The following is a 20,024-nucleotide window of genomic DNA, read 5'->3' as shown; positions in this document are numbered from 1 at the left end:
GGTGCGTCAGCCGATCGTCGTCGCCGCCGCGGCCATGGTCGCCGCCGGTGTGATCGGTCTGATCCTGGCCGCCGTGGCGGGCGCCGCACCGGGCGCGACGATGACCGCGCTGTGGGAGGGGATGTTCGGCAGCGACTACGCCATCGGCGCCTCGCTCAATGTCGCGGCCACGCTGATGCTGGTCGCGGTCGGTTTCACCATCGCGCACCGCGCCGGGCTGGTCAATGTCGGTGGCGAGGGGCAGATCTGCGCCGGCGGCATCGCCGCCACCGCGATCGGCACCACACTGACCGGCGCTCCGACGGCGATCACCCTGCCCGCTGTCCTGATCGGCGCCGCGGCCGCGGGCTGGCTGTGGGCCGCGATCGCGGCGTATCTGCGGGTCCGGCGCGGCACCAGCGAGATCATCACCACGCTGCTGCTCAACTTCGTCGGCCTGGCGCTGGTCCTGCTCGTCGTGCACGAGCCCGCGCTGCTGCGTCAGCCGGTGACCTCCTCGGAGACGCTCCCACAATCCGAGCAGCTCACCGCGGCAGCGCATCTTCCGCTGCTCGGCATCGAACGCTCCCCCGCGACCATCGCCTTGTGGATCGCGGTGATCGCGGCACTCGGTACCGCGATCCTGGTGCGCCACACCGCGCTCGGCACCCGTCTGCGCGCAGTCGGGCTCAATCCCGACGCTGCCGCCCGGCTCGGGCTCCCCGTCCAGCGGTTGCGTTTCCTGAGCCTGTCGAGCGCGGGTGCTTTCGCCGGTGTGGCGGGCGGATTGCTGGTGGCGACAGCGCCTTTCGTGCTCGCCGAAGGATTCTCCTCCGGCTACGGCTTCTCCGGCCTTGTGGTCGGCCTGCTCGCCCGCGGCTCGTTGTCGGCGGTCGTCGCGGTCTCGCTGTTGCTCGGCTTCCTCGTTTCCGGCGGGATCAACCTGCAACTGGCGGCCAACGTGCCCGCCTCGACCATCGCCGTCGTGGAGTCGCTGATGATCGTGTTCATCGCAGGCGCCGCCATCTGGACCAGAAGCGTCCGCAAGTCCGAACCCGCTGCACCACAACCGGTTCCCTCAGTGGACACCGCCGATCTGGCAGGAGCGCCGCGATGAGCCTCGACACGGTCACCGACATCGCCACCAGCGGAATCGGTTTCACCCTGCCCATCCTGGTGGCCGCGAGCGGCGAGTTGGTGAGCGAGCGCGCGGGCGTGCTCAATCTGAGCCTCGAGGCGATGATGCTGACCGGCGCGTTCGCGGGTGTGCTCGGCGCCGTCACCACCGGTTCGCCGGTCCTCGGTGCCGCCACTGCGGTGATCGCCGCGCTGATCTTCGGTGCGCTGCAAGCGATCTGGAGTATCGGCTTGCGCGCCGACCAGATCGTCGTCGGCATCGCCAGTAACGCGCTTGCGCTCGGCGCCACCACCTACGGTGCGCGGCTCCTTCTTGCCGACGGCAAAGGGCACAGCGTGCCGGGCTTCGACCTGCTGCAAATCCCTCTGCTGCACCGCATCCCGGTCATCGGACCAGCCCTGTTCGGGCAGACCGCACTCGGCTATCTGTGCATCGCGGTCGTCGCCGTTCTGGCGTTCGTGTTCTCCCGCCGCACCAAGCTGGGCCTGGTCATCGACGCGATCGGTGAAGACGCTGTCGCCGCCGACCGCACCGGTCTGTCCGTGCGAACCGTCCGTTACGGCTGCGTGCTGCTGGCCGCGTTCGCCGCGGGCCTCGGCGGTGCGCAACTCGCGCTCTCGGAAGTGCATTCGTTCAGCGACAACATGACCGGCGGCATCGGCTATCTCGCCGTGGTCGCGGTGATCGCGGGCCGCTGGCGCGCGCTCGGGGTGATCTGGGCATCGGTGTTCTTCGGCATCGCCCAGGCGCTGCAGTTCGCGTTGCCCGCACTCGGTGTCGACGTGCCGTTCGCCCTGCTGGTGATGCTGCCCTACCTGATCGCGATCGTCGCCGTCAGCGGCCTGGTCGGTAACAGCCGCTCGCCGCGCGACCTCACCGTCGCCTTCGCCCGAACCTCTTGACCTGCCACTACTTTCGTAGGAGCCACCGTTGACTCTGATCCTGTCGCACTCCGATGTGACCGCCGTACTCGATCGCGGCGAGGTGCTCGCCGCCGTCGAGCGCGCGCACGCCGACCTGGCACTCGGCACCGCGTTCGTGCCCGCCCCACCGGCGATGACCCTTGGCGGCGCGGCCTTCGTGCCGATGGTCGCCGCCGCCGAATCCGCCGGGGCCGCCGCCGTGAAACTGCTCGCCGACCTGCCTGCCAACCGCGAGCGCGGACTGCCGGTCCAACGGTCGGTGATCGTGGTGACCTCGGCGGCCGACGGCGCGTGCGAGGCACTGATCGACGGCCGCCTCGTCACAGCCGTCCGCACCGCCGCCGCCAGCGCCGTGGCCACGAAACATCTTTCCCGACAGGCCAGTTCGGTACTCGGCGTGATCGGCGCCGGCAATCTGGCCGTCGAGCACACCCGCGCGATCGCGACAGTGCGTGAGCTCGAGACCGTGCTGGTCTGGTCGCGCACCGCGGCCACGGTCGACCGATTCCGCCGTGCGATAGCCGATCTCGGACTCGAGGTGCGCGCGCTCGACAGCCCGGAGGCAGTCACCCGCGCCGCCGATGTGCTGTGCACCCTGACTCCGTCACGCGAACCGATCGTGCGCGGCGCCTGGTTCGGTGACGGACTGCACGTCAACGCCGTCGGCGCACCGCCGCGTGCGGATCACCGCGAGGTGGACGGCGAAGCCATGCGCCGGTCCATGGTCGTCGTAGACTCGATCGGCACCACGCTCACCAAGTCCGGGGACACCCTGCTGGCCATCGCCGAAGGCGCGATCACCCAGGACGCGGTGGGCACCGAGCTGGGCGAGGTGATCGCGGGCCGGGCACCCGGCCGTCGCGGCGATCGCGACATCACCCTGTTCAACTCGGTGGGCATCGGCCTGCAAGACCTGGCCGCGGCCCGCCTGCTCATCGACAAGGCCCGCGCCAACGGCATCGGAACGGAAGTGGATCTCACCTCATGAGCGAGCTGACCGATATCGACATCACCCACCTGCGCCGTGCCATCGACCTCGCCGGGCACGCCACCGCGCTCGGCGACCGGCCGTTCGGCGCGGTCGCTGTCGGCGACGACGGTGCTGTCCTGGCCGAGGGCGTGAACGCGGTGAACACCACCGGCGATGTCACCACCCACGCCGAGCTGGTCGCGATCACCCTCGCGACCGCGGCGGGCCGCGCCGCGCATCTGCGTGGCGCCACCGTGTACGCCAGCGGCGAACCGTGCCCGATGTGTGCCGCCGCGATGGTGTGGGCCGGGGTCGGCCGCATCGTCTTCGCGGCGGCCGCAGCCGAATTCGGGCCGATCCTGCCCCCTGGGACCAGCTTCGCGCTTACCTGCGCCGAGGTCGTCGCGAGCTCGAACGTGCCGGTCGAGATCAGCGGACCGCACCTCGGCGAGGAAGCTCTCGCCGTGTTCCACGCGGCGGCGAAGAACTAGTCCCGGACACACCGAGGGCGCGGCGCCGTCTCGACGCCGCGCCCTCAGGTGTTCGGGTCACTTCACCGCGACGACCTCTTCGGGCTCGCCCAGTTCACGCTGTTCCTCGATCGCCTCGGGAGTGCCGGGCACCTGCGTGCCGCGCAGCGATACACCCTTTGTCTCGATGAGGAAGAACGACGCGATCAGACCGACCGCACACGCACCGAACATGTAGTACGCCGGAATCATGTTGTTTCCGGTCGCGCTGATGAGCGCCTCGTTGATCACCGGCGCGGTACCACCGAACATCGAGGTGGCGACGTTGTAGCCGATCGCCACACCGGCGAAACGAACGATCGTGGGGAACATCGCGGGGAACGTGGCCGAGATCGTCGCCAACTGTGGTGCGTAGAGCAGGCCGAGGATCGCGAAGCCGACGATCGCGCCGGTGAGCGACGACCCGATCAGGTGGTAGACCGGGATCACCGCGATCATCATCGCCGCGCACGAGAACATCCACATGGGTTTGCGCCCGATCCGGTCGGAGAGAGCACCCAGGAACGGCAAGGTGCACAGCATCGCGACCTGGCCGATCAGCGGCACCAGCAACGCATCGGATTCCTCCATGCCGAGAGTGGAACCGAGGTAGGTCGGGGTGTAGCTGAGCAACGAGTAGTTGACGACGTTCAGCGCGATCACCAGGCCGAACAGGGTCAGCACCGGACGCAGGTACTTCGTCACCAGATCGCGGTAGACGCCGGAGACTTCCTCGGTCTCGTCCTTGCGCTCGACCTCGCGGAACACCGGGGTGTCCTCCACCCGGCTGCGCAGGTACATGCCGATCAGGCCGAGCGGACCGGCGATCATGAACGGGATACGCCAGCCCCACGAATTCATCGACGCGTCGTCGAGCACATTCACCAGCAGCAGGGCGACCAGATTACCGAGGGTGAAACCGGCGAGCGTACCGACCTCGAGGAAACTGCCATAGAATCCGCGCTTGCGATCGGGCGCGTATTCGGCCATGAATGTCGCGGCACCACCGTATTCGCCACCGGCGGAAAGCCCCTGGATCATGCGCAGCAGGTACAGCAGAATCGGGGCGCCGATGCCGATCATGTCGAAGCTCGGGATAAGGCCGACGGCGAGTGTCGATCCGGCCATCAGAATAATCGTGGTGGCGAGCACCCGCTTTCGCCCGATGCGGTCGCCGAGCGGACCCCAGATCATCCCGCCCACCGGCCGGATCAGGAACGATACGGCGAAACCCAGGAGCGTGTAGACCATCCCGGACTCGCCGTCACCGGGGAACAACGACTTCGCGATATATGTCGCCAGATAGGCATAGACACCGTAGTCGAACCATTCGACCGCATTACCGATCGCCGACGCACCGATAGCCCGGTGCAGCACCGATTTCGATTCCCTTGCCATCCACAACACCCTCTCGTCGTCGCCTTTCACGAATACCCGGCCTCTTTACGGGCAAACGTTACGAGCGCGCGAAGACCCGTGTTTATGGCCGCTGACCTGCGAATATGAACATTCGTCCGCGCATTCGCTTCGCTGTCGACCGAACGGAATCCAGGTCAGGCGAGGGCGGCGAGTTTGTTTGCGAGGACGGCCTTTTCGCGTTCGTTGCCGCACCGCCGGATGGCGTCGGTGAGCTCCGCGCGAGCTTCGGTGGTGCGGCCGAGCCGGGTGAGCAATTCGCCGCGCACGCTGGGCAGCAGGTGCGAGGCGGACAGGGCGCCGGATGCGGCGATCTCGTCGACGATCGGCAGGGCCGCGGCGGGCCCGTCGGCCATCGACACCGCCACCGCACGGTTGAGGTCGACCACCGGCGAGGGCGCGAGCCTGCCCAGCGCCTCGTACAGCACCACCACCCGTTCCCAATCGGTCCGCTCCACCGAGGGTGCCACCGCATGACATTCGGCGATCGCGGCCTGCAGACCGTAGGCGCCGAGTCCACGCCCGACCTCACCGGCTTTCACCAGAGCGGCACGGCCGCGCCGGATCGCCGAACGGTCCCAGCGGCTGCGATCCTGCTGTTCGAGCAATACCGGCGCACCGTCGGGACCGGTGCGGGCGGGAAACCGCGCCGCGGTCAGTTCCAGCAGCGCGAGCAGGCCGTAGACCTCAGGTTCGGCGGGCATCAGCCGTGACAGCACGCGCGCCAGCCGCTGCGCTTCCCCCGCGAGATCGAAGCGGATCAGGTCGTCGCCGGTGCTGGCCGACGATCCCTCGGTGAAGATCAGGTAGATGACGCCGAGCACCGAACCGAGTCTGCCCCGGCGCTCGGCGGCGGGCGGCACCTCGAAGGCGACCTCGGCCGCGCCGAGCGTCTTCTTCGCCCTGGTGATCCTGGCCTGCACGGTTGCGGTGGGCACCAGGCACGCCTTGGCGATCTCGTCGCTGGTCAGACCGCCGACGACGCGCAGCGTCATGGCCAACCGCGCCTCCCGCGAGAGCACCGGGTGACACGAGATGAACATCAGCGCCAGCACGTCGTCGTCGATCTGATCGGGATCCCACAGCACGTCCTGCGCCGCCCGCACGGGGTCGCCGCCGGTGAGCGCATCGCCCTCGCCGAGGTCGGCGGCGAGGGCGGTGTAGCGGTCATCGAGGGCGGCGCGGCGCCGGAACGCGTCGATCGCCCGGCGTCTGCCGACGGTGAGCAACCACCCGGCCGGCTGACGTGGCACGCCTTCGCGCGGCCACGTCACCAGCGCCTCGGCCAGGGCCTCCTGGGCGAGGTCCTCGGCCATCGCGAAGTCGCGGGTGTAGCGCGCGAGCGCGCCGACGATGCGGGCCGATTCGATCCGCCAGACGGCGGCGACGGCCTCGCGGCCGGTGTGGTCGCTCATCGTGATTCAGATCTGGCCGGTGGCCTCACGCCACGCGCGCTCCTTCACGACCCAGACATTGTCCTGCGGGAATTCATCGATGCTCGGGACTCGTCGGATCTCGGTCTTGGTGCCCGGCACGACGACCGGCATGCGCTTGGCCCACTCGATCGCCTCCTCCTTGGAGGCCACGTTGAGAATGTAGAACCCGCCGAACAGTTCCTTCGTCTCCCCGTAGGGCCCGTCGGTGACGACCGGAGTCTCCGACGAGTAGTCGACGACGACGCTCTGGGCCGCGTCGTCGAGCCCCTCGGCGGCGACCAGCACCCCGGCGCTGATCAACTCGTCGTTGAACTTGCCCATGGTCTCGAGCATCTCGTTGAAGTCGATGTCGGCCGCCGCGGCCCAGGCTTCGTCGGTGGCGCGCATGATCAGCATGTACTTCATGGTTTCTTCTCCTCGGATCGGTGTGGACCCGCCTGCCGGGCCCTGCCTTCATCCCTAGGTCGAACGGGCACCGCTGCGGATCGACACCCGGCCGAAATTTCTTTTCGCGAGTGTTCTGGCAGCCTACGACGAGTGGCGTGCGCGCGCCGGTGACGGACACGAATGCCCGATTCGGGTCTTCGAGATCGTCCGGCGTGATACAGATCGAAGAGGTTTGTCATGCGGGCAGACACAACAGAAGGAGTCACTCGTGAGCGCAGTTCTCGTCGAGCAACGCGAGCATGTGCTCGTGATCGTGCTGAATCGGCCCGAGGCCATGAACTCGGTCAACGCCGAAGTGAGCACGGGGGTCGGCGAGGCGCTCGAGCGAGCAGAGGCCGACCCGCAGATCCGCGCGGTGGTTCTCACCGGAGCAGGCGAGCGGGCGTTCTGCGCGGGCGCGGATCTGAAGGCGCTGAGTCGCGGTGAGTCGATTCTCGCCCCGGGACATGAGGATTGGAACCTGGCCGGGTATGTCCGGCACCCGATCAGCAAGCCGACCATCGCGGCGGTGAACGGTTTCGCGCTCGGCGGTGGCACCGAACTCGTCCTGGCCAGCGATCTCGCCGTCGCCGCCGAGACGGCCACCTTCGGGCTGCCCGAGGTGGCCCGCGGCCTGTTCGCCGCGGCCGGTGGCGCGTTCCGCCTGCCCGAGCAGCTGCCACGCAAGGTCGCGATGGAGATGATCCTCACCGGTGAGCCGATCACCGCGGCCCGCGCGCTGGAACTGGGCCTGATCAACCGTGTAGTCCCCGCCGCCGAGGTCCTCGACGCCGCACTGGCACTGGCAGGCCGGATCGCCGAGAACGCGCCGCTGGCGGTGCAGGCGAGCAAGCGGGTGGCGCTGGGCATGATCGACGGCAAGCTCGCCGACGACGACGCCTGGGACCAGACCAACCGCGAGATCATGGCGGTCGCCATGACCGAGGACATGCGGGAAGGCGCCATCGCTTTCGCTCAGAAGCGCAAGCCGAAGTGGCAGGCGCGCTGACACGATGCGGATCCTGATCCTCGGCGCCTCCGGTTTCGTCGGCAGCGCACTGCACGCGCAGTTCGCCGAGAATCATGAGGTCGTCGGGACCAGCCGGGGCGGGCGCGGACTCGCCCCGGTGGATCTCGCCGACACCGGCGCGGTGCGGGCACTCGTCGGGCATGGGTTCGACATGGTGGTCCATACCGCCGGTGTCGTGGATCTCGGTGCCGCGCAACGTGATCCCGCCGCGGCCTACGCGGCGAACGTCGCGCCGATGGTGCCGCTGCTCGATGCCGTCGGCGCTACGGGCGCGAAACTCGTCTACCTGTCGACCGACAATGTCTTCGACGGCACGGCCGAGAACTACGACGAAAGCGCAACGCGCACACCGATCAACGTCTACGGCGAAACCAAGGTCGCTGCCGAGGATCTGGTCCTCGAACACGACCGTCACCTGGTTGTCCGCCTCCCGCTCGTCTATGGACGCAGCCCACTGTCGAACAAATTCCTGGCCCGCTTCGCCGCACCCGAGATCCAGGCACGCACCGATATCGTCTGCAATCCGCTGTATCTGCCGAGCCTGGCACCCGCGCTCGAGCAGCTCGCCGACGAATCGGGCGTCGTGCACATAGCGGGCGCGGAAACACTCAGTCGCTACCAACTCATGACCCGTGTCCGCGACCACCTCGGCACACCGGCGCGCATCGTGGCGACCGATCGCTTCTCCACCGCCCAGGACTGCCCGCGACCATTGCGCCTGGTCATGCGCAGTAATAGGCACAGCCTCAGCGGCCCCGACGTGGACACCGCCCTCGCCGATCTCCGCTGATCCCCGGTCAGGTGTTGACGCTCCACCAAGAGTGAGTGTACAGTCACTCACATGACCAAGCGCGGTGCCACCCTCTCCACCTCGGACATCCGGCGGGACGCAGTTGTCGACGCCGCGATCATCGAGTTCGCCAAGACCGGCTACCACGGCACCCCGATCAACACGGTCGCCGCGCGTGCCGACATCTCCCCCGCCTACGTCTTCAAACTCTTCCCCGGCAAGGTCGCCCTGTTCGTGGCCGCGCTCGATCACTGCTTCGACCTCGTCGAACGCGCGATGTCGACGGGCGCGGCCAATTCCACCGCCGAGGATCCGGCCGGAATCCTGCACGACATGGGCGGCGCCTACGCCGAACTCATCGCCGACAAGAGTCTGCTGATGCTGCAAGTGCACGCCCAGTCCGCCACCGACATCCCGGAAATCGCCGACGCGCTGCGCCGGGGCCTGGCCAAGGTCACCACGTTCGCGCAGCGCCGCTCCGGTGGCACCCCCGCGCAGATCCAGTACTTCATCGCCTACGGCCAGCTCTGCCACCTCGTCACCACCCTCGGGCTCGACGGCAACGACAGCGCCTGGGCCACCGCCCTGACCACCGGAATGCGCCACCCGAAGGCCCGCTGACCCTCTCGCTCCAGCCTTGTCAGGTTGGAGCTTTCTTTTCCACCAAGAGTGATTGACCAGTCACACACCATGGAAGGCACCCTGATGAACACCACCACAGCCACCGAAATCGTCCTGCCCGGGCGAGTGGACCCCAGCGGCCTGCTCGTCACCCAACGCGAACTGCCCGCACCGGGTCCCGGTCGCGCGCTGGTCCGCGTCGACGCCTCCGGGGTGTCCTTCGCCGAGCAGCAGATGCGCCGCGGCAAGTACTACGACCAGCCGCCGTTCCCCTTCGTGCCCGGCTACGACCTGGTCGGCACGGTGATCGCGGCCGACGACGCGACGCTGATCGGGCAGCGGGTCGCCGCGTTGACCAAGACCGGCGGCTGGAGCAGCCACGTCGACCTAGACGCCGCCGACCTCATCCCGGTACCGGACTCCGTGACGGCCGCCGACGCGGAAACCTTTGTCGTGAACGGCATTACCGCGTGGCAGATGCTGCATCGGGTCGCCGGTGTCCGGCCGGGCGCGACAATCCTCGTCCACGGCGCCAACGGCGGTGTCGGGTCGACATTGGTCCAATTGGCCCGTGCCGCAGGCATTCACGTGATCGGCACCGCGTCCGCTCGCCATGCCGACGCGGTCGCCGCACTTGGCGCCACCTGGATCGACTACCGCGGCGATGTGCCCCAACAGGTTCGGGCGATCGCGCCGCACGGTGTCGACGCTGTGTTCGACCACGTCGGCGGGCCCGGCATCGCCGACTCGTTCGGCCTGCTCGCCGACGGCGGCACGCTCGTTTCCTACGGAACGGCGGCCACCAAGAACGACGAGGGCGACTCCCGGCTGCCCGTCCTGAAACTGCTCGCCCGCCTGCTGTGGTGGAACACGCTGCCCAACAAGCGAAGTGCGCACTTCTACAACCTGTGGGCGGGCAAGCGCAACCTCACCCGCTTCCGCGCTCGTATCGCCGAGGATCTCGCCCAGGTCTTCGCGCTCGCCGCCGCGGGCACCCTGACCGCCCAGGTCGCGGCCCGTATCCCCCTCACCGATGCCGCCCGGGCGATGGAGCTCGCCGAATCCGGCACCGTCACCGGCAAAGTCGTCCTCGTCAGCGCCTGACCCGCTCACACACTGGAGATCGATCATGTACGTTGCCCAGCCCGTCCGCACCGTCCTCGACAATCGGCCGATCTATCTGAGCTTCGGGCTCGCGTGGCTCGTCGGCCATGGCGCCTTCGCCCTCAGCCACGGCACGAACCCACTACTCGACCTGCCAGGTTTCGTGCCGGGCGCACTCCTCGGCGTCGGCCTGCTGGCGGCGATGATCGTGACAACCGTTGTGTCCATCAGAGCCCAGCGGGGCGCGACGGGACACGAAGCGGTCGTGGGTAATCTGCTCGGCGCCTCGTGGCTGATCGGTTTCGCGGCACTGTTCTTCCTGATCACCGCGCTCGGTTCGACGCTGAGTCCGGACATCGCCGCGACACTGTGGCCGACCGGGTCCGGGCTGATCGTCGGACTGCTCTACCTGGCGGGCGGTGCCGCCTACCGCGACGTTCTGCAGTACACGCTCGGCGCATGGCTTGCCGTAAGTTCCACGGCCGCACTGTTTCTCGACGGCGCGTATCTGTACTGGGCGCTGGCGCTGGCCGGTGGCGGCAGCTATCTACTCGCCGCCGCGATCGAGCCGCGCAGGATCGCCGCGGCGAGCTGAACGATCCCGCGGGTGCCCGTCCGGTATTTCCGGGCGGGCACGCTCGGCGTTCAACTCCCCTGCTGCGCGCCGATCGCGGATCCCATCCACCGGCGCAGGTAGCGGCGCAGTTCGTCGTCGGAGCGTGCCGGGTTGCCCGGCGACAGGAAGAACGACTGCATCGTGCGCAGGCAGTATTCGACGAGTTCACGTAGGGCGGGCTCGTCGTAGCCGTAGGCAGCCCAGTCGACATCGAAGCGACGGATCATGGTCATGCCGAAGGCTTGGGCCTCGTCGGAGGTGAGGCTGTCGGCGTGGGCGGTGGAATACGAACTCGACAGCAGAATGCCCAGATGGGGGGTGCGACGGACATCGGTGAGGGTGAAGACGACGGCCTCGGTCATCGCCTCGACGGGGTCACCGAGGCCACTGACCTGGCGGGTGAGGCGGTCGAGGAATTCGTCGACCGAGGCGATGGCCGCGGCGGTCATGAGCGCGTCGGCGCTGGGGAAATACCGGTAGACCGTCTGGCGGATGACGCCGAGCGATTCCGCCACGTCGGCGATGCTGATCTCCGCACCGGTCCGGCCGATGAGTTCGACTGCGGCAGCGACGATCCGGCGGGTCGCCTCCGCATCATCCCCCGGCGGACTACCGCCCCACCCACGTCTACGCGCCACCGGGTGGACGCTAGCACAACCCCAGGTCAGGGCGAATTCCGCGAAAGTGATCATACACGCGACCACCTATTCGTATGATTGCTTCATCAACCGAGTGGCCGACAACGAGGTAGCCCCACCGTGACCGAACTTCACGTCCGCAAAATGGATTTCGCGTTCTCCGACTACGACGTGCCGTTTCTGTGGAACCCACAGAACCCGGCGTTCTCGTCGATGGCCAATGCCGTCTCTTTCCTGGCGATCGGCTTCGAGAAGATGATCGTGCAGCTGATCACGCAGGCGAAACCGCAGATCACCGACCCCGAGGTGGCCTCGGAGGCCGATGCGTTCATGCGTCAGGAGGGCCAGCATTCCACCGCCCACCGCCAGCATGTGAAGGCGCTGATCCGCCGCTACCCGGGGCTGCAGCAGACCCTGGACGCGGTGATCGGCGAGTTCGACAAGCTCACCGCCGAGACCCCGGTGAAGTACCGCCTCGCCTACACCGCCGACCTCGAGGCAACCTTCACGCCGGTGTTCAAGCTGATGCTCGACAACGACAAGAATCTGTTCGCCCCCGGCGACGACCGCGTCGCCTCCCTGTTCATCTGGCATTTCGTCGAGGAAGTCGAGCATCGCAGCTCGGCGCTGATCATCTTCAACTCGGTGGTCGACAGTGAGCTGTACCGGATGCGGGTGGCGGCGTCGATCTTCCGGCACGTGCTGCAGGTGATCCGGGTGGCGTGCGAGGGCTTCAACGAGCATGTGCCGCTGGAGGATCGGCAGGTCGACGCGCTGTCGATGTTCGCCAACTACCGCAGGGGCCAGACGCTGCGCCGGTGGCTGCCGTTCCTGCAGCCCGCCGACAACGGGACGATGCCGCGCGCGTTCGACGATCTCGGGCTGCGCGAACAGCTCGTCGCCCTTGGCGGCATCATCCGCAGTCAGATGCCGCGGCACAATCCGGAGCACGAGAAGCTGCCCGCGCTCGCCGACGAATGGTTCCGCCGCTACGACGAGGGCTACGACGTAACCCGCTGGTACACCGCCGATTCCGTCAGCTCGTAGAAGGTAACCCCGATGGCCGACCACTGCTCAACCACTTTCGCCGAACTCGCCACCGAACTCGGCTTCTCCTGCGAGGAAGCGGGCGGACTCGTCGAGTTCCGCAGCCCGTTCGCCCTGGAGAACTGGACCCTGCCGGTCCTCGAACTCACCATCGTCGTCGGCGCGATTCTCGCGCTCTGGTACGCGATCGTGCGCCTGCGCCGCCACGGCGACCCCACCAACCTGGTGCTGTGGTTCGGCGCCACCGCCTACCTGTTCGTCATCGAACCGCCGCTCTACTTCCCGGCCGCGTTCGGCATCGAAGAACACGTCGACACGATGTTCGCGCACAATGTGTTCACCGTCGACTTCCTCTGGGGCCGACTGCCCATCTACATCATCGCGATCTATCCGCTGATGGCGACGATGGCGTTCGGCATCGTCCGGATGCTCGGCATCTTCCGGCGATACGGCGTGTTGATCGGCGCCACCTGCGTGGGCTTCGTGCACCACGCCTTCTACGAGATCTTCGACCATCTCGGACCGCAGCTGCGCTGGTGGGAATGGTCGGTGGACAACCCGATCAACCAGCCGATGTTCGATTCGGTCCCGATGGGCAGCGTCGTCGTCTTCGCGGCACTGTGGCCGATGTCGCTGGCCTTCTGCGTGCAGTATTTCGTCGGGCGCCATGTCGATGACGGCAGACACTTCTCCGGTATCGAATTGACCTGGCGCACAGTCGTGATCGGCCTGCTCGCCTCGGTCGGCACCTTCGTGCTCCCGCTCCCCGCGACCGTCATCGGCATGAGCAACACCACCGTCCGGGGCGTCGTCTACGCACTGGAACTGGCCGTCCTCGTGGTGGTCGCCGGGGTCGTGATGGTTCGCCAATGGTCCCAGCTCCGCCGAGGTACCGCGGCAGATCCGCAGTACGCAGACCCGTTCGTGCAACGATTCAGCGCCCTCTACCTCGTCGTCTTCGCCTTCCTCTGGATCGCGTCACTACCCGACTTCTTCGACGCCGTCGACGGCCGGACGAGCAACGGCGACCCCATCGGAAACCTCTGGTACACAGCGGCGTGCTTCGCCGTCGCCATCGCCTCGGTCCTGGCCACCTTCACCCTGCCACGCCCACAAACGACCCCAGACGCCCCCGCTTCGGCGGCTTCGGAGGTGTCCAGCTGACCCAGGGCCGCGCCCGGGTGGGTGCCTCGAGCACTCACCCGAGCGCGGCCCTGGCCAGGCGGTCAAAGAGGACGACTCAGCGGTACGTTGACCCAGCTCGGCGCGCTGGGATCGAGGAGCAGATGCTGTGGACGCAACTGGGTTTCGATCAGCAGCGCGGGTATCGGGAGGCCCTTGGGCATGTTCGACGCGTACACGTCGACCCTGAGCCGGTGCCCGGGTTGCAGGACAGCGTGGACGCCGGTCAGGCCGATGTCGAGGGTTGTCGCCTGGCCCGGGACGGTGGGCAGGCGAGTTTCGAGGGTCAGGTACTGATAGGGGTCGATGTAGTCGCCGGTGGCCGACTTCCGGCTTCGGCCCTCGTCGATCGCCCGTAGCGAGGCGGTCAACTGCCCGGAAGTCATGACCTTCGAATTGCCATCGGGGGCAACATCATTGAGAGTGATGCTCCAGTAGCCGTCGGTGACGTCGTGGACGGTGTTCAGATGCACCGCCACGGGCCCGGAGACCAGGGTCGGTGCGTCGACGGCCTTGCTGGTGAATGTCAGCGCCGCGACCTCGGAGATCCTGGAGTCCTTCGCACACCCGTCGATGATCGCCAGCACTCCCGCCGTCGCCTGGGCCGCATCGCGCGAACACAGCGTCGAAAGGCCGGGAGCGACCGTGAGGTCGGCCTTTTCGACCGGAACTTCCGGTGTGAGGGAGCCGTCGTGTGCGACGATCCCGGTGGTGCCGCTGGGGACCGGAGACAGGTACTGCCGGGTGTGGGTCATACCCGGCAGCGGGTAGTCGCCGCTGGTCCAGCCGCCGCCCTGCTGGAACAGCGTGGCCGGGCCGAACTCATCGATACCGTTGTCGATTCCCTTGAGCCACTTGTCGTACCAAGCGCGCTGCAACACATCCAGCCGGGGCGGCCCGCCGGGGCGGCCGGCGCCGGAGCCGACCGACACGTGGTAGCCGTCGTTCATGAAGATCCGCTTCTGCCCCGGCGGCAGCGGGATCTGCTCGTAGCTCTTCATCTGCGACTGGCCGAAGAGGTCGTGATATCCGCCGACCAGGAAGGTGGGCACCTTGATCTTGTCGGCCGACCGTTCGATGCCCGCGCGCAGATCGCTGTTCGGCGCCAGGTGCTCGGCGAGATGCGGTGGAATCGCGTCCACCGAGAACACGAAGACGGCCTGGATCAACTCCACCAGCCAGGTGGCGGGACTGGCCGCTCGATCGGCGAGCCATTTCCAGTCGAACGTGCCGTTGAAGATCGATGCGAGGTCGGGCAGCCACTTCCCGGCGTTGATCGCCGCCATCCAGGCCGGGGTGAACACCGGATTGACCGCACCGCCCGGGAGCGCGTACGAGCGCACCAGGTCACTGGCTCCCACCGCGGGGAAGATCGCCTTCAACGCGGGCGGATTCTGCTGAGCCGCTTGCAGCTGATTGATGCCCGAGTGCGAGATCCCGCTCATGCCGATATTGCCGTCCGACCACGGTTGGTTCGCGGCCCAGTCGATCATCTCGAGGGTGTCCTGAGTTTCGCGCTCGCCGAACATATCCCAGGTGCCCTGTGAGAAGCCGGTGCCCCGGATATCGGCGACGATATAGGTGTATCCGCTCTTGATCAGTTTGTCGTCGGCCGAGAACAGCCGGGCCGCCCCGCCGGAGGTCACACCGATCAGATCACCGATACCGGAGAACGGCGTTCCGGTGAGGTTGAACAGGTCGAACCGGTTCATCACTGTGGTGAACAGGTCGTAGAGGACCGGAATCGACAACGCCGAGGAGGCGAGCATCGACGCCAGTTTTGTATACGGCGTCATGTTGAGGATGGTCGGTGTCGGAGTTTCCACGATGCGACCGGAGGCATCCATCGGCCGGTAGACATTGGCCTTGATCACCGTGCCGTCGCTCATCGTGATCGGCACATCCCAATCGATATGGATGCCCGGATACAGCGGCGGGCCGTCTGCGGTCGCCGTCCATGCCACGCCCTGCGCGCCACCATCGGGTTGCGCCTGTGTAGCGGGCACTACCAGCGCCGACACGGCGATCGTGGTCGCGGCAACCACCGCCCCCGCCAACCACCTTCTGGAGAACAACCTCATCGAATCCCAACCAGCCCTTCGTTGAACGCTTCGGCTCCAAGATAGGTACGCACTCGTTCCCATCAGATCGGAACTGTAACGTACCTAACATTCGGCCGCAATGAGCGACACACGTCACAGCTCTTCGGGCGCGGGAACAGCGCATTGGGACACCGTGAGCAGGCCGACGATGGCCTCGATACGATGCGGGTATGAGTGTTGTCGCGCCGGCGTCCTCGGAACCGCTGCCACCGGGACCCAGCGCGATGAGCCGCGACGAGGTACTCGCCTCACAGCGCGGCCGAGTCGCCTGGGCGGCATTGCAGGCGGTCTCGGAACTGGGCTACGGGCCGACGACCGTGAGCGAGATCGTCAAGCGCGCGAAGGTGTCTCGCCGTACTTTCTACGTTCTGCACCGCGACAAAGAGGACTGCTATGTCGCCGCGTTCGAGATGATCGTCGAGGTCGTGGACAACGCGCTCAACGCCAAGCTCGAGACCTTTCGCGACGCCGATTGGAAGGTATTGCTCCGCAAGTCACTGGAGGAGTATCTGGCCCTGCTGTCAGCAGAACCGGATATCGCACGCGCCCTGCACGTCGAAGCACTCTCGGTGGGACCAGCACTGGCCAGACACCGCGTGGAAATGAAGAAGGTGTTCGCCAACCGGATGCTCGGCGCGCACCGCCGCGGTGTCGCACAGGGAGAGTTGCACACCACTCCGCCCGAGGGCATCATGCTCTTGCTGATCGGCGGAATCGACGACCGGATCCGCGATTGCCTCAACGAAGACGGCCCGGAAGGTCTACCCGAACTGATCCCGGACCTCTACGCGGCATCCATCGCACTCATCCAGGATTCCCCCAGCAGCTGAGGACAAGACGTGTCACAGCGGCCGGCAGGCGGAGGAATGCTCAGGGGCACGAATTGATTTTCGCGACAAACCATCTCGGGCACTTCGCGCTGGGTGCTAGCTAATCGATTGGCGATGCAGGAATTCGGTGACAGTGGTGACGTCATAGTCGGTGCGGCTGAGCAGTAGCTAGTCGCCGCCGTCGGAAAACACGCGGTATTCGGAGTCCTGGTACATGGCCCGCAGTCGGCTGGTGTGCAGGTCGGTGATGTGCGGGCAGGGATCGGTCAATTCCTCTCTGCGCCGGACTGCACGCGGTAGCGTGACTGGTCGTCGCCGCTGCCATTCTGATCGAGTTCGCCCGGAGGTAGTCCTCATGCCCAGACCCGGACCACGTCGACCAGTGCTCGCATTGCGCATGTCCGACGACCAGATCGCAGCCCTGGATGACCAGGCCATCGCTGAGGAGCTGCTCACCAAACAGGGCGAGCCGAACCGATCCGAGCTGATCCGGATCATGGTCGAGTACGCGCGCGAGAACATGCCTGCATCCTGGCGACCGGAGGGCTGGACCTACCGCGGCTGATCCAACGCCACTGCGGCACAAGAAGTTCCGGGATGTACGGCTCCGCACCGGCGGCAACGATGCCTGGAAGCAACCGAAGCGAGGACAGTGGATGTCGCGGTCGTCAGCCGAGCCGTCCTACGCCTGGATAACCTCGATCCCCACCAATGCGTTGAGTGAGTCGCAGCTGGCCCAGGACTGGTTCTGCCCGTACTGCGCGGGGCCGTACTTCCAGTAGACGAACGGGACAGGCCATGCAACGCAAGTGAGCTTCACTTGATGCCAGGTCGGCAGCTCGCAATTGGCCATCCCGCCGGTGTTGAAGATGTTGTACACGTGACAGTTGGCCTGCCACACCGGCACGTCGGCCTGGGCTACGCCGCCGACACCGACGAGCGCAGCGGAAGCAGTGGCGGTAACAACGACGGCACTCGCAGCAAGTCTCTTCGCAGAAAGCATTCGAACCTCCTGAATCGATGTTGTCTGGAAGATCGCTGGGCGATCGAAGATGTTACTCAGGCCACCCATGACGCTTGCGTCCATTCGGCCATGCGGCGATCTGCGTTCAACCGAATCGACCGTTGACCCGCGGCACGGCCGGAAGTGTCGAGAAAACCGGCGGGTGTCTATTCCGGTCGTTCCGAGTCGGCCCGCAATCCGCTGAGCAGGGTGACGATGACGGTTTCGACGTCGTCGGCGGTCCGGCCTGGGTCGTGTCCGGCAGCGATGACCAGGACCGCGTTGCAGTAGACGCTGAAGAGGATGTCAGCGGCGGCGGAGACGGGGACGGGTTTGGCTTCGCCGGTTCGCATGGCCTCGGTCAGGGTTGCCCGGATCAGTGGCAGCGACAATTCTTCGTCGAGTTCGCGCACACGGTCCCATCCGAGCACGCTGATCGCCTGCCTCAGCAGCGTCCTGGCGTCGTCATCGTCGACATAGCTCCGCAGAAAAGCGCGGGTGGCCTGTTCGACGCGTTGCCAGGCGGTGGCGTCGGACGGCATGGCAGCGACGGCGGTTTGCATGATCGACGCCTGGCTGGTGCGGAAGAGCTCGGCAAAGATCTCCTGCTTGTCCCGAAAGTGGTGGTACACGGCGCCGTTGCTGGATTGCGAGGCGCGGGCGATCTCGTCGATCGAGGTCGTCTCGAAACCCTTGCTGATGAACAGGGTCCGTGCCGCGTCCAGCACTGCCGTTCTGGTGAGGGCCGCACTGATGTCGCGGCGGCGGGGCTTGACGTCACTCATAGAGCCGACCATACTCGCAGACCATGACTCGGTAACAGAGCGCGACTCTGTCAATGATCGGACGAAGGTGTCTGGAGGCGGCATGGCATGCCTACACATTCGTCAGCGAGGACCAACCCGACACCCTCGCCCGTGAACTCATCTCGTTCATCGCCGCCACCGGCGCGGCCCGGAACCCGAACCCGAAGAAAGGCACCCTGCGATGACCCCCACTACGCGAACACCCAGTGCGTCAAACGATTTCACCGACCACGAAGTGCCCGCCGAGGCCGCCGTGCGGCTGCGTCGCGACGTCGAACAGCTCGTCGGTTTGGACAGACGCACGATTGGCCGGGGTGAACGCGAATCCGCGCATTACCTCGCCGACCGGCTAGCCGAGATCGGCGCGAAGGACATCACTACTACGACATTCCGTACTCAATCATCCTGGGCACCAGCGCATCTGGCATATCTTGCGGTCGGGGCGGAACTGGCACTGCTGTCGCATCCTGCCGCGCGGGTGGCCGGAGCAGCGGTGGCTGCGGCCTACGAGCTGGAGGTCTCCGGTCGCCTGAATGTGGTGAAGCGATTGTTGCCTGCCCGCCGCGGAACTTCCGTGTGGGCCCGGATCCCCGCCGAGGGAACGCCCCGGCGAACCTTGGTGCTCGCCGCCCACCACGACGCCGCGCACATGGGCATGGTCTGGCATCCGCATGCGGTCGCAGGCAGCCGCTTGTTGGCGAAGTCGACCGGCCGCGCGCTCCCGAGCCACGCGATGCCGTTGGCGGCGTTGGCGGCAGCAGCGATGCCTTCCCGAAAGGTTCGCGCCGCCGCCGGGGTGATCATGGCGACCAGTGCCGCATTGATGATCCAGTCGATGCGCAGCCCGACAGCGCCGGGCGCCAATGACAACGCTTCCGGTGTGGCGGCGGTCCTCGAGGTGGCACGCCGGCTGGTGCTCGACCCGCTGCCCGACACCACTGTCGTGATCGTGTTTCCTGGTGGCGAGGAAGCCGCCAACGGCGGCATCCGGGACTGGCTGCACAAGACACGACGACACCTCGACCCGGCAAACACGCTGGTCGTCAATCTCGATGCGGTCGGCAGTCACGGCCCGCTCGGCGTTGCCCGCCGCGAGGGGCTGACGAACCGCTCCCACGCCGGCGCCGTCGACCGGGCGATGCAGGCCGCGGCCGAATTGAACATTCCGATCGACGAAATCGCCATCCCTAACGCGACAGACGCCGCCGTGATGACCGTCGCCGGCCTACCGACGGTGTCGCTGCTGTCAGTCGAGAACGGATGGATCAGTAACTTGCACCAACCCTCGGACACAGTCGACAACGTCGACTGGACCACCGTGCACAACGCAGCGCGACTGACCGGACACATCGCGCAGACGTGGGCGACAGAACACGGCCGGACCCGCATCGGGGGTCGCCCCGTCCACGGTGTCTGAGCATCGAACAACAACCGTCGCGTTCACCACCATTACGTCAG

At 66.8% G+C, this 20,024-nt stretch carries 22 protein-coding genes; 15 read left to right on the top strand and 7 right to left on the bottom strand.

Features of this window, described 5'->3' with window-relative positions:
- Positions 1-34: 34 nt before the first annotated feature.
- The 4 genes from ACFWPK_RS10795 to ACFWPK_RS10780 are packed head-to-tail and all read left to right on the top strand — an operon-like array spanning position 35 to position 3,501.
- On the top strand, positions 35-1,096 hold the full coding sequence (locus ACFWPK_RS10795) for an ABC transporter permease (RefSeq protein ID WP_378914545.1): 1,062 nt from the start codon (positions 35-37) through the stop codon (positions 1,094-1,096).
- A complete protein-coding gene (locus ACFWPK_RS10790) occupies positions 1,093-2,019 on the top strand; it encodes an ABC transporter permease (protein ID WP_378914401.1) in 927 nt (308 codons plus the stop codon). Before ACFWPK_RS10795 ends, ACFWPK_RS10790 begins: the two co-directional genes overlap by 4 nt.
- A gap of 28 nt (positions 2,020-2,047) precedes the next feature.
- On the top strand, positions 2,048-3,028 hold the full coding sequence (locus ACFWPK_RS10785; protein ID WP_378914400.1) for an ornithine cyclodeaminase family protein: 981 nt from the start codon (positions 2,048-2,050) through the stop codon (positions 3,026-3,028).
- Positions 3,025-3,501, top strand: a complete 477-nt coding sequence (locus tag ACFWPK_RS10780) for a nucleoside deaminase (protein WP_378914399.1) — start codon at positions 3,025-3,027, stop codon at positions 3,499-3,501. Before ACFWPK_RS10785 ends, ACFWPK_RS10780 begins: the two co-directional genes overlap by 4 nt.
- Positions 3,502-3,558: 57 nt before the next feature.
- Here the strand turns inward: ACFWPK_RS10780 and ACFWPK_RS10775 are convergent, their stop codons facing one another.
- From ACFWPK_RS10775 to ACFWPK_RS10765, 3 genes are all read right to left on the bottom strand, one after another.
- On the bottom strand, positions 3,559-4,917 hold the full coding sequence (locus ACFWPK_RS10775) for an MFS transporter (protein ID WP_378914398.1): 1,359 nt from the start codon (positions 4,915-4,917) through the stop codon (positions 3,559-3,561).
- Between the two features lie 155 nt (positions 4,918-5,072).
- Positions 5,073-6,350, bottom strand: coding sequence for an RNA polymerase sigma factor (locus ACFWPK_RS10770; RefSeq protein WP_378914397.1), 1,278 nt, complete (start codon positions 6,348-6,350; stop codon positions 5,073-5,075).
- A 6-nt stretch (positions 6,351-6,356) separates the two neighbouring features.
- Positions 6,357-6,776, bottom strand: a complete 420-nt coding sequence (locus ACFWPK_RS10765) for a YciI family protein (protein WP_378914396.1) — start codon at positions 6,774-6,776, stop codon at positions 6,357-6,359.
- Positions 6,777-7,026: 250 nt separating this feature from the next.
- On the opposite strand from ACFWPK_RS10765, the gene ACFWPK_RS10760 reads away from it, so the two are divergent.
- From ACFWPK_RS10760 to ACFWPK_RS10740, 5 genes are all read left to right on the top strand, one after another.
- Positions 7,027-7,806 (top strand): crotonase/enoyl-CoA hydratase family protein, encoded by a 780-nt coding sequence (locus tag ACFWPK_RS10760; protein WP_378914395.1) that lies wholly within the window; start codon positions 7,027-7,029, stop codon positions 7,804-7,806.
- 4 nt (positions 7,807-7,810) lie between these two features.
- The gene (locus tag ACFWPK_RS10755; RefSeq protein WP_378914394.1) at positions 7,811-8,617 is read left to right on the top strand and encodes an SDR family oxidoreductase; all 807 of its coding nucleotides are present in this window, start codon (positions 7,811-7,813) and stop codon (positions 8,615-8,617) included.
- Between the two features lie 51 nt (positions 8,618-8,668).
- Entirely contained in the window at positions 8,669-9,238 is a 570-nt protein-coding gene (locus ACFWPK_RS10750) for a TetR/AcrR family transcriptional regulator (protein ID WP_378914393.1), read from the top strand.
- An 84-nt stretch (positions 9,239-9,322) separates the two neighbouring features.
- Entirely contained in the window at positions 9,323-10,342 is a 1,020-nt protein-coding gene (locus ACFWPK_RS10745; RefSeq protein ID WP_378914392.1) for a medium chain dehydrogenase/reductase family protein, read from the top strand.
- A 25-nt stretch (positions 10,343-10,367) separates the two neighbouring features.
- Positions 10,368-10,937 carry an ABC transporter permease gene (locus tag ACFWPK_RS10740; RefSeq protein ID WP_378914391.1) on the top strand — a complete coding sequence of 190 codons (570 nt, stop codon included), beginning with the start codon at positions 10,368-10,370 and terminating at the stop codon, positions 10,935-10,937.
- Positions 10,938-10,987: 50 nt separating this feature from the next.
- Here ACFWPK_RS10740 and ACFWPK_RS10735 read toward each other — a convergent pair whose 3' ends face one another.
- Positions 10,988-11,596, bottom strand: coding sequence for a TetR/AcrR family transcriptional regulator (locus ACFWPK_RS10735; RefSeq protein WP_378914390.1), 609 nt, complete (start codon positions 11,594-11,596; stop codon positions 10,988-10,990).
- Positions 11,597-11,716: 120 nt separating this feature from the next.
- Here ACFWPK_RS10735 and ACFWPK_RS10730 point away from each other — a divergent pair, with 120 nt between their 5' ends.
- Positions 11,717-12,643, top strand: a complete 927-nt coding sequence (locus ACFWPK_RS10730) for a metal-dependent hydrolase (RefSeq protein WP_378914389.1) — start codon at positions 11,717-11,719, stop codon at positions 12,641-12,643.
- 12 nt (positions 12,644-12,655) lie between these two features.
- The gene (locus tag ACFWPK_RS10725) at positions 12,656-13,807 is read left to right on the top strand and encodes a hypothetical protein (protein WP_378914388.1); all 1,152 of its coding nucleotides are present in this window, start codon (positions 12,656-12,658) and stop codon (positions 13,805-13,807) included.
- A gap of 62 nt (positions 13,808-13,869) precedes the next feature.
- Here the strand turns inward: ACFWPK_RS10725 and ACFWPK_RS10720 are convergent, their stop codons facing one another.
- The gene (locus ACFWPK_RS10720) at positions 13,870-15,969 is read right to left on the bottom strand and encodes a CocE/NonD family hydrolase (protein WP_378914387.1); all 2,100 of its coding nucleotides are present in this window, start codon (positions 15,967-15,969) and stop codon (positions 13,870-13,872) included.
- Between the two features lie 128 nt (positions 15,970-16,097).
- Between ACFWPK_RS10720 and ACFWPK_RS10715 the strand changes: the two genes are divergently transcribed.
- Both ACFWPK_RS10715 and ACFWPK_RS10710 read left to right on the top strand, forming a co-directional pair.
- Positions 16,098-16,757, top strand: coding sequence for a TetR/AcrR family transcriptional regulator (locus ACFWPK_RS10715; RefSeq protein WP_378914386.1), 660 nt, complete (start codon positions 16,098-16,100; stop codon positions 16,755-16,757).
- Between the two features lie 355 nt (positions 16,758-17,112).
- Entirely contained in the window at positions 17,113-17,322 is a 210-nt protein-coding gene (locus ACFWPK_RS10710) for a hypothetical protein (RefSeq protein ID WP_378914385.1), read from the top strand.
- A gap of 117 nt (positions 17,323-17,439) precedes the next feature.
- Here ACFWPK_RS10710 and ACFWPK_RS10705 read toward each other — a convergent pair whose 3' ends face one another.
- The gene (locus ACFWPK_RS10705; protein WP_378914384.1) at positions 17,440-17,844 is read right to left on the bottom strand and encodes a hypothetical protein; all 405 of its coding nucleotides are present in this window, start codon (positions 17,842-17,844) and stop codon (positions 17,440-17,442) included.
- A gap of 83 nt (positions 17,845-17,927) precedes the next feature.
- Positions 17,928-18,545: a TetR/AcrR family transcriptional regulator gene (locus ACFWPK_RS10700; protein WP_378914383.1), complete on the bottom strand. Its 618-nt coding sequence runs from the start codon at positions 18,543-18,545 to the stop codon at positions 17,928-17,930.
- A gap of 53 nt (positions 18,546-18,598) precedes the next feature.
- Here ACFWPK_RS10700 and ACFWPK_RS10695 point away from each other — a divergent pair, with 53 nt between their 5' ends.
- Complete coding sequence (locus ACFWPK_RS10695) at positions 18,599-18,751, top strand: hypothetical protein (protein WP_378914382.1); 153 nt, start codon at positions 18,599-18,601, stop codon at positions 18,749-18,751.
- On the top strand, positions 18,748-19,983 hold the full coding sequence (locus ACFWPK_RS10690) for a M20/M25/M40 family metallo-hydrolase (protein ID WP_378914381.1): 1,236 nt from the start codon (positions 18,748-18,750) through the stop codon (positions 19,981-19,983). Before ACFWPK_RS10695 ends, ACFWPK_RS10690 begins: the two co-directional genes overlap by 4 nt.
- The last annotated feature ends 41 nt before the right edge of the window (positions 19,984-20,024 follow it).

Origin of the sequence: Nocardia sp. NPDC058519, assembly GCF_042719755.1 — a bacterium.
Classification (GTDB): Bacteria; Actinomycetota; Actinomycetes; order Mycobacteriales; family Mycobacteriaceae; genus Nocardia.
This window is presented reverse-complemented; position numbering and strand designations above follow the sequence as displayed.